8 protein-coding genes are annotated in these 13638 nt (G+C 44.6%); 5 read left to right on the top strand and 3 right to left on the bottom strand.

Annotated features, from left to right (window positions below; translation table 11 throughout):
- Positions 1 to 23: 23 nt before the first annotated feature.
- Positions 24 to 803: a helix-turn-helix domain-containing protein gene (locus NSS82_RS12490; RefSeq protein ID WP_051491630.1), complete on the top strand. Its 780-nt coding sequence runs from the start codon at positions 24 to 26 to the stop codon at positions 801 to 803.
- 47 nt (positions 804 to 850) lie between these two features.
- On the opposite strand, the gene NSS82_RS12485 is transcribed toward NSS82_RS12490, so the two are convergent.
- Complete coding sequence (locus NSS82_RS12485) at positions 851 to 3718, bottom strand: glycosyl hydrolase 115 family protein (protein ID WP_076272626.1); 2868 nt, start codon at positions 3716 to 3718, stop codon at positions 851 to 853.
- Between the two features lie 241 nt (positions 3719 to 3959).
- Between NSS82_RS12485 and NSS82_RS12480 the strand changes: the two genes are divergently transcribed.
- Complete coding sequence (locus NSS82_RS12480) at positions 3960 to 5702, top strand: SGNH/GDSL hydrolase family protein (RefSeq protein ID WP_076272627.1); 1743 nt, start codon at positions 3960 to 3962, stop codon at positions 5700 to 5702.
- 87 nt (positions 5703 to 5789) lie between these two features.
- On the opposite strand, the gene NSS82_RS12475 is transcribed toward NSS82_RS12480, so the two are convergent.
- Positions 5790 to 6740: a methylenetetrahydrofolate reductase gene (locus tag NSS82_RS12475; protein ID WP_256717633.1), complete on the bottom strand. Its 951-nt coding sequence runs from the start codon at positions 6738 to 6740 to the stop codon at positions 5790 to 5792.
- 237 nt (positions 6741 to 6977) lie between these two features.
- Between NSS82_RS12475 and NSS82_RS12470 the strand changes: the two genes are divergently transcribed.
- Positions 6978 to 7376: a cytidine deaminase gene (locus tag NSS82_RS12470; protein WP_036689594.1), complete on the top strand. Its 399-nt coding sequence runs from the start codon at positions 6978 to 6980 to the stop codon at positions 7374 to 7376.
- A gap of 368 nt (positions 7377 to 7744) precedes the next feature.
- Here NSS82_RS12470 and NSS82_RS12465 read toward each other — a convergent pair whose 3' ends face one another.
- Positions 7745 to 10384, bottom strand: coding sequence for an adenosylcobalamin-dependent ribonucleoside-diphosphate reductase (locus NSS82_RS12465; protein ID WP_370511306.1), 2640 nt, complete (start codon positions 10382 to 10384; stop codon positions 7745 to 7747).
- A gap of 404 nt (positions 10385 to 10788) precedes the next feature.
- Between NSS82_RS12465 and NSS82_RS12460 the strand changes: the two genes are divergently transcribed.
- A complete protein-coding gene (locus tag NSS82_RS12460) occupies positions 10789 to 12534 on the top strand; it encodes a DEAD/DEAH box helicase (RefSeq protein WP_076104635.1) in 1746 nt (581 codons plus the stop codon).
- Positions 12531 to 13595, top strand: a complete 1065-nt coding sequence (locus tag NSS82_RS12455; RefSeq protein WP_076100822.1) for a YqhG family protein — start codon at positions 12531 to 12533, stop codon at positions 13593 to 13595. The genes NSS82_RS12460 and NSS82_RS12455 overlap by 4 nt, the downstream gene beginning before the upstream one ends.
- Positions 13596 to 13638: the final 43 nt, after the last annotated feature.

The raw sequence follows: 13638 nt of genomic DNA, 5'->3' as shown, positions 1-13638 counted from the left end.
ATTAGGAAGGAGGAGTGGTAGAAATGGACATTACCAAATATGAAAATCTTGTTCCCCGTGTTTTTTTGTTCGTTGATCGCAGATCCTTCCCGGATTGGGAGATTACGAGGAGTAAAATTGATTTCCATGATCTTACCTTCATCGTAGAAGGGAAATCTGACTATTTTATTAATGGAGAGAAATTCACCGTTGAAGCCGGAGATATGCTCTATGCCCCTTCTGGCAGCATTCGGGAAGCTCAGACCTTTAAGGAGGCACCCATGCGTTCCTTTGCCTTCAATTTCTTCTGGGAGGGTGAGGACAATCATGTGCAGCTCCCTTTTGAGACTGTAACTAGGAATTGGAGAACTAAAGAGATTCTAGAGGATATTAAAGAATTCTCACATGTCTGGATGGGCAAACAACCTTTCTACAAAATGAAAGCCCGGGCCATCTTTCAACTGATAGTGTACCGCTTATTAAGTATCGCCCACCATCAAGAAACACCTCTGATAGATCTAAGAATCCAAAAAGTGATGACCTATATTATGGATCATTATTCGGAGGAAGTTACGATCAAGGAGCTGGCAGATTTGGTTGCCCTAAATCCCGTATATCTTGGTAAGCTATTTAAGCAGAACACTGGCTCCACCTATAAAGAATTTATAAACAAGGTGCGGGTGAACAATGCTGAGATGATTCTATCGGCAGGTGGTTTTAATGTGTCCGAAGTGGCAGCGCACTGTGGTTATCAAGATGTCGCCTACTTCAGCAACGTTTTCAAAAATATAAAGGGTTATCCTCCGTCATCTGCCCTGAAATAACGGAGGATTCGAAGCAACAACCCAGTTGTTCGCCCTTTTAATTCAACCTAACTAAGAATGGACGCCGTCCCGCTAGTATAAAAGCTCTCCTCCGGCCCTAAATAGGAATAAGGAAGCTGGGCAGCGGACAATACAAGCTTTTGCAGAACCAGACCCGCATCCGATCCGTAAAAGCGGAGGATATGAAGACCCTTTGTTAAAGCATGGCTGGTGGTCACAGCATGAATATTGTCCATAACCGCGCGGCACCATGGTTCATTATCATGATTGCCGCCTTCAAAGTTCGTTGGTAAAGCATCCTTAATCACGGGTGCCTGATCATCGAAACCTATCGCATATTTCAACCCACTAGTTTGTGACAGATTGTTTGTCGGCGCAATATACGCGGTTAAGCTATAATCGGTGTCCTGCTGCACTAGAATCCGATATTCCAGATAAGGTGCATCCTCCGGTTGTTCAAAAGATACAGCATCCGGAAACATTTTAACCGAGGATAAAGAACGTCCATAGCTGTCAATGGTCTTCCATACCACCCCTGATTTCGAAACACGAGTTATGGTATGCTCCGCTTCAATGGACACGATATTATGGGCCTCGATAAATGTCATCGGTGGCACATCCGGAATGTCTATCCAATCCACGGCTGCCTTCACCTTAACTATATTTCCGGCACCGGAGATCGTAATTTCGCCCGTCGATGTTTCTTTGACCTTCTCCCAATCTACGGAAACCTGAAGCGTCTCCCCTGTCTCAATCCAGCCGCGTATTTTCTCAAGCTTGATCCAATCCACGCTGCTCCGCACCTGATATTCAAAACCCGCTTCTCCACCGTTACTGATTGTGATGCGATAGTTTTCTTTTTGAAGATTTGTAATTACCGGAAGATTAGCTGTGCCGGAAACATACGCTTGTTCCGTTCCTTCCACATCGACAATCATTAAAGAACCTCTGGCGGGAGTCAGGGTGTTTACATCCGGATAGTTCCACCCTTCTGCATTCCAATGTATATACCCTACATGAGGGGAACTCATCATTCCCTGCCATTTCCCATCCGAAATTCCGCTATTATAAACCAGCTCCAGATGCTTATCCCTTTCGATGGTTTCGCAGGTCAGAGCAGCGTAAGTATTTGCCAACATACTATTTCGTTTAGCGTATAGATGGTTCAGTCCTGCATAAATTTGCATTTTGACCACATTGGCCGAGGCAACAGCAGGGAAATATACGAGCTGGAAGTAAGCATCCTTTAGTTGTTCCGGGATTAGCTCATCGTATTTGTTGGCAGCCCTCTCGATCATCACCGCTTGCTCCAGAACTCTGTGCGCCTCATTGTAATGGATAGGACTGAAGGTGGACGGATAAATAATTTCAGGCTTGCGCCGACCGTTCATCCGGGTATAATCACCTAACAATTGTGCGATTCCCAGACATGTCTCTTGTTCCAGCGCATATCCGAATTGCTGCTCTACCCAACGGTTGGTGTATTCCACAGTCCGATTGATTACACCTGTCCCCCATGCCTCAAAATCGTAGGCCAAATCCAGAAAGTAGGAAATGGGCAATTCCATAGGCTTCAAATCTCCGACGTTCACAATCCATACATCACGGATGCCATAGTCAAATGCCATACACATTTGCTCCCAGACTTTTTCAAGCGGGGTCGTATTTAACCATTCATAGGAATGCGGACCACCATGATAGTCAAAATGATAATACATCCCCCATCCTGCGCTACGGTTACGTTCGGGTTTCTTCGGAATTTTGCGGAGATTGCCAAAGTTATCGTCAGCCAGCAGGATCGTAACGTCATTCAGAACATCCCAGTCCTTCAACCCTTCCACCCCGGCAGTGCCATACCAGTACTTCTCAACTTCCTTATAAACGGCCAAAATTTGCGGTGCATGTTCAAGATTGTATTTCTTCAATAGTTCTTTTTGCGTAAGTATAATATCCTTCAGCAGATCAATATTCTCCTGGTCGGAGCCCTCCAGCGCAGAGTCACTTTCCCCCCGCATGCCTAGGGTAATCAAGTTATCAAAGGCCTGATTGCGCTTGATTCCGTCTTCCCAGAAATCTGTAATCGCCTGTTTATTACGGGCGAAATCCCATAGGTTACTTGTTCCGTATTGGCTGTATACCTTCTGCCATTCACTGCCTGCCCGGAATAAGGGTTCATGATGGGAGGTCCCCATAATAATTCCGTATTCTTGTGCATGCTTGGCGTTGGCAATCGGGCTGCTTTTACCATTCAGGCTGAATTCGGCGCTCCACATCGCTGGCCATAAATAATTCCCCTTCAAGCGAAGAATGAGTTCAAATACCTTGTCATAGAAATCTTCATTAAAGTCACCAAATCTTTGAGTTACCCAAGAACCTAAAGACGGCCAGTCGTCATTCAAAAAAATACCTCTATATTTAACCGAAGGCTCCTTGGAGATCACATGAAGCTGGTTATCAGGAATGGACAATGCCGGCTTCTTCTCCGGCACAATATCCGCCCAGTACACCCAAGGACTAACTCCAATCTTTTCGGAGATCGAATACAACCCGTAAATCGTCCCCCGTTTATCACTTCCTACAATGACGAGCGCCTTGTCCACTCCCGCTGTGGGTTGTTCAACCACCTGAATTTTATAACATTCTCTTTTACCTTGGATGGCCGATACATCAACGGTTCCCTCCGCGATTAAATCATCGATATAATCATTACTCCCTATCGACCCAGCGATTATGACTGTTCCATCCAATTCGTTCAATTGTGTATATATCTCAGGCTCTACCTCTGTTACCTGTTTAACATCTGCTGCAAAAGACTGTGCCACCCGGCGTAATCCCTCATAATCTTTCCCCATGGGGTCTACGTAAATCTTGGCAGCACTGCCCTGCTTCACAAGGTGCAATTCCTTCGTAGGCATGATAATTCTCCCCTTAAGCATCCTATTTTCGTATGACTAGGCACATTATATAAGTAAGCGATTTCAACATCCATGTGTAAACTAGCAACTTTTTGTAATTATTAAATGAAACTTTGTTTATCGGTTGAACAATCTGGATATTTGGTGTTACTGTTAACAGGTATTCCTTCTAATAAAAATATGTTTTTTGCAAGCGCATCCATAACAAGAAAAGCTTATACAAAAAGCGAGGATGATCAATATGAAAAACAATAACGGGATCATTACAGGAGGCAAGATTGAAGGTCCAAAGGCACCCAAGGATCCGGCTGAACGCAGGAACGGTTTTTTTGTGCTCTACGAAACCGCGATTGAGGCGACAGCCCGGGCCGAAGGTCCACCTTCACAGGAAGTTTATCTGGAAGGTAACTATCTAATCGACAAGGCCAGATATATTGGCGGCGTCACTGATGAGACAATACTGGAGCTGCTAGGAAACTGCGTTGAATTTCGCAAATTGGTTCATAGTATTGGAGTGTCTGTGAGAAGGGATCCTGAGCAGAACGAGCCCATCTCTTTTCTATTGCAGAACTGGGGCAAAACCAGCAAATACGAAACAGGCAGCAGCATACGTGTGCCCTGTCCCCCCGACGGTTCAGAAGTCCTCTTGAAGTTAGAGGATTTGGAATGGTCTGAAGAGGATGCGGTGCTCGGCAAATTCGCTTTTGAATTTAAACATGAAGGCGAACTGGCCATTGCGAGTATAATTTTTTATTTGCATGACGGTTATTCTGTACCAGAGCTAATCATTGAACCGCCTGTAGCGTTTGAATCTAACGAATACCGGGAGATCATTACCCAATCCTTGCTTCATCCGGGTAATAATAAAAGATTAAAAACGGCCATCCATAAGGCTATAAAAGGTGAGGATGTCACGATCGCTTATATTGGGGGTTCCATTACTCAGGGAGCAGGCGCTAAACCGATCCATACAGAATGTTATGCCTACCAATCGTATCTGAGATTTAAGGAATTATTCGGTACGAATGGTGGCGAGAACATCCATTTTGTGAAGGCTGGGGTAGGTGGAACACCATCCGAGCTTGGGGTCATCCGTTATGAAAGGGATATTCTCCGGGAAGGTTCTGTAACACCTGATATCGTGGTGGTGGAATTTGCGGTAAACGACGAAGGGGATGAAACGAAAGGCAACTGTTTTGAAAGCTTATGCCTAAAAATACTTTCCGCCGATAATAGACCGGCAGTAGTTCTCCTGTTCAGCGTGTTTATGAATGACTGGAACCTGCAGGAACGGCTCTCCCCCATTGGCCGGGCTTATAATCTTCCTATGGTTAGTGTAAAGGATGCGGTATCCGGGCAGTTCCGCCTAAGCAAAAATGAGGGGAACATCCTCTCGAAACGGCAATTTTTCTATGATATCTATCATCCTACTAATGAGGGTCACCGGGTGATGGCTGATTGTCTGGCTTATTTATTCTCCGAAACCCACAAAACGCTAATGGACGAAGATGATCTCCTATTGGATCAGCATCCGGTCATCGGGAATGATTTTGTGAGAACCCTCCTGCTGGACCGCAAAAGCCATATTGACGCAGGCAGGATCGAGGTGGGCGGATTTTCGGGGATCGATACCGATTTGCAGCGGGTAGAAATGGATGCCGATCCTTTCGGAACTCCGGAATTCCCTCATAATTGGATGCATTCAGCGTCTTCTGGGGAACACAGCTTCAAGCTGACGATAACAAGCAAAAATCTCATCCTCGTATACAAGGATTCTGGCAGCAGCGAATTCGGCAAGGCGAACATTTACGTCGATGGTTGTCTTGTAGTCACCGCTGATCCACATGAGAACAACTGGACACATTGCAATCCGGTAATTCTTTATCAAAATGAGGTTAGCGGGGAGCATCAGGTAGAAATCAGAATGGTGCCGGAAGATCAGTACAAGTCTTTTACTATACTTGGCTTCGGCTATAATGCTTAATTAGTTGACCCTAGTGGCATATAACCTAAAAAGAAACCCATGGTCTTTAAATGACCTGGGTTTCTCAATAATTTGAGGAATCTTTTTCTATTTAGTAGGCAGCTTTTTATCTAGAATGGCCTTCACATCTTTAACAAGCTGTACGGATGCTTCAATCTCCAACTTACTTGTTGAAACACTTTCAATACTGCAACCAATAGGAATTCCCTTCTCCAGCCCGAAATCTAGCAATTCTTCAAAGATTTTTTGTGATAGCTGGATTGATTTATCCAAAATATCGTTCGAGTATTTCAACTCGTTTTCTAACCATCCTGGGATACTGATCCCTAACCACTTCATAAATTGTAATGTTTTCGCAGTGCCGCATGGTGCAAGATTAAATAAAATAGGAACCATCTCAAAACCGTTATTTGTATAGTAATAATATAAATCAGACAATAAATTCTTAGATGCCTCTACATTATAAGTTGCCTGAGTGATAAAAAAGTTGCACCCATTGTTGGTCTTTTCGACAACCCGTATATGCTCATCATTCTTTTTTATATGTCTTTCCGGAATGACAACTCCACCAAAAGTTAAATTACTATTTAACTGTTTGCTTAGCTCATAAGCATCTGGTAAATTCAATTTCACCTCTTGTTTACTTGACGAAGCGCCCACATACACTGAAAATCTATCTTCATTTTCGTCAGTTTTAACCCACTCCTCGAACTGGGCTCTTGTATCATTACCGACGCACCGGTAAATTATCTTTGGGACCTCCACCTGTCTTAGATATTTATCACCATAGACAGCCGGATCAATCGTTGGTAAATAGGGATAAGGTCTTTCATGATCCACTCTATCTACTTCTTCCTGAACGTCGTACAGAATTAACGCATCTAAATCAAGATTTTTAAGTCTTTCAACCTGTTTCTGGGCGATTTCCGAGACCTTTTCTGGTGCGTGGCTTGCCTTCGGTGGTGTCATCCCATATGTTATAATACCCGGTTTTTTGCTCAATATTTTTTGTTTAAAAGTATTCTCTGCCGCTCCCAAATTATAAAACCCCTCTACTCGTCGCTTTTAAGATAAGGTTACCATGGCAGGCTTAATATGTGTAACTTCTATTTGCTATATCTAGTTATATTTTAAAACTATGATTCCCTAATGATACTTATCGAGTAGTACATGTTGACAACCATTTGATGTGACTATAATATTAGAAGTCCTGCCAACCTTAGTTGGCGATAAGGGGACCGAAAGGTTCATTCTTATTTAAAAAGGGTGAGTATTATGAATAAAGAAGAATTAATGGAAAGCGCACGTAACACAAAGAAAGCTGCTTATGCCCCTTATTCTAAATTTCCAGTTGGAGCAGCCTTATTACTTAAAGATGGAAATGTTATTAATGGAGTAAACGTAGAAAATGTATCTTTTGGCGCTACTAATTGTGCTGAGAGAACAGCAATCTTCACGGCTATTACAAAGGGCTATACTAAAGGTGATTTTCAGGCTATAGCTGTAGCAGGTGACACAATGGATTTTCTGCCGCCATGCAGTATCTGCAGACAAGTATTATCGGAATTCTGTTTGCCTGATATGCCTGTCTATTTAACCAATGAGAAAAAAGAAATCTTAGAGCTAAGTTTAAGGGATTTATTGCCTTACGCATTCAAAAATTTAGATATGTAAAAATAATTCCTCTCGTAGTGGAATAACAAAAACACGCGTACCTTTGTTAGACAAGTACGCGTGTTTTTTGTGTTAAAAAGCTTAGTTAGACACGAGTTCACAGACCAGACACACCGCGTAAATACGATGTTACTTACCAAATCGCAATTCCAACCTTATCTTTTTCTACAATTATACTTCCCTTTTGAATTACACTAATTATCAAACTCATATAGTTAAAACCTCTTAATGAACATCATCAATAATAAAAAAACAAGCGATTCATTGAGATAAAAGATTAACACTTCCTCTCGATGATCGCTTGCTTTTAGTAGCTATGCATAGTCACATTTCTAGTTTTCCCATAAAACACTTATTGGCTCTAACGTTTACCCGCAACGACTATACCCGCAATTGCCACAAGTCTTACAGCCCTCAATATTAATCAGCGAGGCGCTGCCGCAGGATGGGCAAAGGTCACGGGAAGCCGTAGAGTGGTTATGTCCATGATGGCCACCATGTCCATCTTCCGTAGCTGACGGAACGCTCGATTTTATCTCCGCATTTAACGCTTCATTGAAATCCTCCAGCTCCAAAGTTGCTGCAATCGGAGCAGGTACATGATCATCATGAGCATTGTTCAGCACATGTGATTCCAGTGCCTTAGCTACAGCGTCAGCAATGGATTCAACCCGGTTCGCGCCGAAGCCGATAGCACCTGATCCGCCAATGCCTTTCAGATGTTTAATCAACAGCTCCACTTTCTCACCATGATCTCCGTAACGGAGGAACAAGGAGCAGACACGGCCTAATGCTTCAGCCATAGCAAAGACGTCAGAACCCGCTTTACCTACATTCAGGAAGATTTCAGCCGGTATTCCATCAAGGTCATTGATCGTAATATATGCCATCCCAAATGGTGTGTTGATTTTATAGGTAGCGCCGCGCAGAACCTGCGGACGTTTTTTGTATTGTTTATCCGCCTCTTTTGTAGTCACTTGAGGCGCTGGACTTGCTGCTACAACACTTGTACTCGCTTCTACAGTAGTTGTAGCTTCTTCTGCCGCAACCGGAGCGGCTTCTTTTTTGTCTTCCTTCTTCGTGGTTTCCAGGACTTGAACGTCACGGCTTCCATCGCGGTAGATCGTAACACCCTTACAACCTAGATCAAAGGCCATTTCATATAGCTCAGCCGTCTCCTCAACCGTAAAGTCAGACGGGCAGTTCGCTGTTTTGGAAATAGAGCTATCTACCCAGCGTTGGATCGCTGCTTGCGCACGGATATGATCTTTAGCTGACAGATCCATCGAAGTTACAAAGTAGTCCGGTAGCTCTTCACCCGGATGAGCTTCCAGCCACTCTTGAGCGATTGGAACAAACTGTTCATCATAGCCAAGACGACTTTGACGGAAATATTTAAAGGCAAAATAAGGCTCAATTCCCGTAGAAGTACCTACCATTGTACCTGTACTACCTGTAGGTGCTTGTGTAATCACTGTAACGTTACGCATACCATGTTCACGAATCGCTTCGCCAACCTCTGGATACGCTTCGACTATATTTTTCATAAAGCCGCTCATTAGATATTTCTCAGTATCAAAAGCTAGGAAGGAACCCTTCTCTCCAGCAATTTCTGCCGAAGCAAGGTAGGCTTCACGAGCCATAAAGCCGTATAGCTTGTCCAGAAACTCCAACGATTCCGGGCTGCCGTAACGGATGTTCAATTTAATCATCAGCTCCGCCAATCCCATGGTTCCGAGACCCACGCGGCGTTCCTTTTTCTGATTCGCTTCATTTTCCGGGAAATGATAAGGTGTTTTATCAATTACATTGTCCAGAAAACGGACGGAATAACGTGTGGTAGTCGCAAGATCTTCCCAATCCACATCATGATTTTTCTCATCGTAGAACTTGGACAAGTTCACCGCAGACAGATTGCAGACTCCCCAGCCAGGCAGGCCTTGTTCACCACACGGATTTGTACAAATAATCGGGTTGAAATACCAGCTATTAGACATCTGGTTATAGTATTCCATGAATACGACGCCCGGCTCAGCGGATTTCCATGCCGATTCAATGATCGTACGCCACACGTCACGCGCTTTTACGGTGCGATAATGGATAACGTTTTTGCCGGCAGCTTTCCACTTGTCGAGATCGCCATCCCACATTTCGTTATATTCAGGATCGGTTGTATCCGGGAATACGAGATCCCAGTCCAGATCTTCTTTTACAGCCTTCATAAAACCATTGCTCACACATACCGAAAGGTTAGCATTAGTGACTTGGCCCATCGTTTGCTTCACGGTAATGAAGTCCTCAACATCGGGATGCCAGTCATTAATCATTAGCATGAGCGCACCACGACGGCTGCCGCCTTGCTCAATAAGCCCCGTAGTATAACTAAACAAACCGCCCCAAGATACGGAACCACTGGATGAACCATTAACCCCTCTAACAATCGCACGACGAGGACGCAATGAAGACAGGTTAATGCCCACCCCGCCACCACGGGCCATAATCTCCGTCATTTCAGACAATGTCTGCATGATGCCGCCACGGCTGTCTTTTGGAGAGGGAATCACATAACAGTTGAACAATGTTAATTCTTCACTAGCACCTGCACCAGCCGCAATACGTCCACCCGGTACAAGCTTCCAATCATCCAGGATTGAACGGAATTTGCCTGCCCATTCTGCTTGAAGCTCAGGTGTCTTCTCTACAGAAGCCATCGCTGTGGATAGACGGTCCCACATTTCCTCAGGAGTTTTTTCTATATTAAGGGTCAACTTCTCAACATCCGATTTCACAAGCTCGCCACTGCGTGTCTTTACAGTTACGATTCGCCCACTGCGCTCCACAATTTCTCCGACTTCCTTAGTTGGAAACTTCGGATCATCTTTGGTCAGCACCAATACAACATCGCCTACTTTAGCATTGTTGCTGTCTGCATCCTTCCAAGCATAACGATCCAAAAATATTTTTTCACTTAGCCCTTCAAGGCGTTGCTTACGTTCCACTTTACTCAATAAAAAAACCTCCCGCATGTGTAGTAGATATTAGTTTCCGGTCCAAGGTATGGGCCCACAACAAAAACTCCCTTACCATCCTCCACTGCTTAACAGGTGTATGTAGGAAGCTCATCTTGTCAATAACAAATACCAGCTAAGCACTCTATAAAAAATACATTTTCAAGCTTTTGTCACAATATATTGTGTGCGTCAGCTTTTAAACTATACCACATATTGTATCGAAGGTCTTATTCGAAAATAGAGTCAAGTTGCCGAATTATCGCAAACGTTGCTGCTTTTTCTCGCTCTTGCTCTCTTTTTTAAAGGCTATCGTGAAAAATAAGAGGTTATGAATTCTCTCGTTTACGAGCATACTACTCTTACGAATGGTGATATAAATCCGAGCTTGAGGAGGCTGCATTATGACGCAATTATTCCGTAATTCTCTACCCCAGCAAGGGGGAACACCCGCGCCGATACTGCCTGTTCCTCTTTCTTTTGACCGTAATTGGTTGCAAGATCTGGAGCTCAAACTGGAAAAGGGCGGCCCATGGGGAGACTACCGTTTATCTAAGCTTGCCGTACAAGGAGAGGAAACAGGTCTAGTAACGAGCTTCGATGAGCTGCAATGTATGAAGCATTTATCCGGCTTGTCCCCTCTTCCCCATCAGCTGGATACAGCGCATAAGGTTCTGTTCGAAATGTCAGGCCGCGCGATTCTTGCAGATGAGGTTGGACTGGGCAAGACCATTGAAGCAGGACTGGTGCTCAAAGAATATCTCGTACGCGGTCTTGTCTCCAAAGTGCTTATTCTCGTACCTGCTTCTCTAGTATTGCAATGGGTTCGTGAGCTGAATGCGAAATTCGGCATCACTGCTGTCGCTCAGAAAAAAGCCTATTCTTGGGGTAACGCCATAGTCGTCGCATCGATGGATACCGCCAAACGCGATCCGCATAAGGAAATCCTGCTGGAAAATGAATACGATATGTTGATCATTGATGAAGCTCACAAGCTGAAGAATAAAAAATCGACCAATTATCTATTTGTACAGCAATTACGCAAAAAATATTGCCTGCTGCTCACCGCGACTCCCGTTCAGAATGATCTGGGCGAACTCTTTAATCTGATCACTATACTGAAGCCGGGGCAACTTGGAAATCAGGGCGATTTTTCCTCGAATTTCGTGGTTGATAAACGCCAGCCCAAGAATGAAGGTCAACTGCGGGACGAGCTTTCGAAGGTCATGATCCGCAATCGCCGTGGTGAAGGTCCAGTTAATTTCACGAAACGAAAAGTCCGTAATATTCCCTTAGTTCTCTCCCAAGAAGAGAAAGATTTGTATAACAGTGTTACTTCCTTTGTCAAAGACCAGTATCAGGAATCCGGTGGCAATCTTAGCAGCATGCTTTCTCTGGTAACCCTTCAACGTGAGGTGTGCAGCAGCCGGGATGCCGTCTTTATCACTTTAGTTAATTTGATCAAAAAGCTGCCTGCGGATTCACCAAAAAGAGACCGGATGATGGAGCTACTACAAACCCTCCGTACTGTTAAAACAAACACTAAAGCTGAAACAACCTTAGCCCTCATTCAAGAAATGAATGAAAAGGTCATCGTCTTCACGGAATATCGCGCAACTCAAGAATATTTACTGCAGTATTTCCGTGAACATGGGCTGATGTGTGTCTCTTATTCCGGCGGGATGAACCGTGGTAAAAAAGATTGGATGATGGATCTTTTCCGCGGCCGGGCTCAAGTTATGATTGCTACAGAAGCCGGTGGTGAAGGGATTAACCTGCAATTTTGCCACCATATGATCAACTTTGATCTGCCCTGGAATCCCATGCGGGTGGAGCAGCGTATCGGCCGTGTCCATCGGTTAGGGCAAGAAAATGACGTAGTGATCTACAACTTGTCTACTCAAGGCACGATTGAAGAACATATCCTGCATCTGCTACATGAGAAAATCAATATGTTTGAAATGGTGATTGGCGGGCTGGATGTAATCCTGGAACGTTTTGAAAAGAAGGAATCGCTGGAGAAGAGTTTATACAAAATCATGCTCGAATCCCGCTCCGACGAAGAATTGCGGCATGAGCTGGACCATATTGGTGAATCCCTCAGTGAATTGACACAGGGTATTAAAAAAGAAAGTGGGACTGCGACATGACCCTCACCGCACAGGAAGTACGCAAGCATGTGATGGACTATCTTGAAGCCACTGAATGCTCCATCATTGAGGCTTCGCCCCTTCACGTAACTGTGAAATTATCACCTAGAGCTGACAAAATGCTCACCGACCGGCCGTATTATTGGGGATTCGTGGAGCGCACAGGTGTAGATCCTGAGACCCTTTCTTTCACCTTTGTTTTTGATCCGGAAAAATACGACAGTCAAGCTGCAGTAGAGGTTCCCCCCATTGCAAATCGTAGTGCTGGCATCTTGAATCAAGTTGTCACCGGAAGCCTAGCTACAGGTGTAACAAACGATGCAGAGGCCAGCGCTGACTTACTCGATCCGGCCTCCTTGGGCTCAGAGGCAGTGAATGCTCCATCTACTGACCCGGAGGAAAGTATTCTAGCCCGCTACTTCGGTATTGTGCCGGCACTCCCACGAATTGGACCCGGGATGATCCGCAGAGAGGATATTATTTACGGAAGCAAGCGATTACAACAAATTTGGAACGCCGCTCGGGACGAAGGTAAATGCCTTTACTTATTTGAGGACCCGGGTAGCAGACAGCGGAACACGCTGTTCTCTGCCGCTTACGAACCATGGCTAAGTGTCTGCTATAAAGTGGAGATGAGCTGCGATTTGAAACGGGAAGAGCTCCATTATCTTGGCATCTCTCTAACAAAGGGAACCATCATTGATGATTTTAATGCAAAAGTTTCCACGAAAGAGATGATGCCACGCTTGCCGGAAAATGTGCATATCCAGCCTTACGAAATGACAGTAGCAGCCGCTACCGACTTATTGGAAACTCATCTTACCGCTCAGCTAGCCGAACTGGACTATACTTGGGCAGAACAGGCGCGTGAGCGGCTAAGGGTTGAGCTGGACATCATTGATGTCTATTATGGAGAGCTGTTGAAGGAGCCTGATGAAGAAAAACGCCTAGCGACACAAGAACAGTATAACCGTCGTCGCCAAGAGACCATTTGGCAATATGAGCCGCAAATCGCAGTTTCTGCGGTAACCTATGGACTGTTTCATCTGCGGAGCCTATAGAATGCGACCCTACTCGCTAAAAGCAGGCAAAAAAACAAGAGAA

This window comes from Paenibacillus sp. FSL H7-0735, from assembly GCF_038008505.1.
GTDB classification, from domain to species: domain Bacteria; phylum Bacillota; class Bacilli; order Paenibacillales; family Paenibacillaceae; genus Paenibacillus_AQ; species Paenibacillus_AQ odorifer.
The sequence above is the reverse complement of the archived record's forward strand: the minus strand, read 5'-3'. Positions and strand labels throughout refer to the sequence as shown.

Coding starts and splice junctions, on each gene's coding strand:
- NSS82_RS12490 (WP_051491630.1), top strand. CDS start 24: ATGGACATTACCAAATATGAAAATCTTGTTCCCCGTGTTTTTTTGTTC.
- NSS82_RS12485 (WP_076272626.1), bottom strand. CDS start 3,718: ATGCCTACGAAGGAATTGCACCTTGTGAAGCAGGGCAGTGCTGCCAAG.
- NSS82_RS12480 (WP_076272627.1), top strand. CDS start 3,960: ATGAAAAACAATAACGGGATCATTACAGGAGGCAAGATTGAAGGTCCA.
- NSS82_RS12470 (WP_036689594.1), top strand. CDS start 6,978: ATGAATAAAGAAGAATTAATGGAAAGCGCACGTAACACAAAGAAAGCT.
- NSS82_RS12460 (WP_076104635.1), top strand. CDS start 10,789: ATGACGCAATTATTCCGTAATTCTCTACCCCAGCAAGGGGGAACACCC.
- NSS82_RS12455 (WP_076100822.1), top strand. CDS start 12,531: ATGACCCTCACCGCACAGGAAGTACGCAAGCATGTGATGGACTATCTT.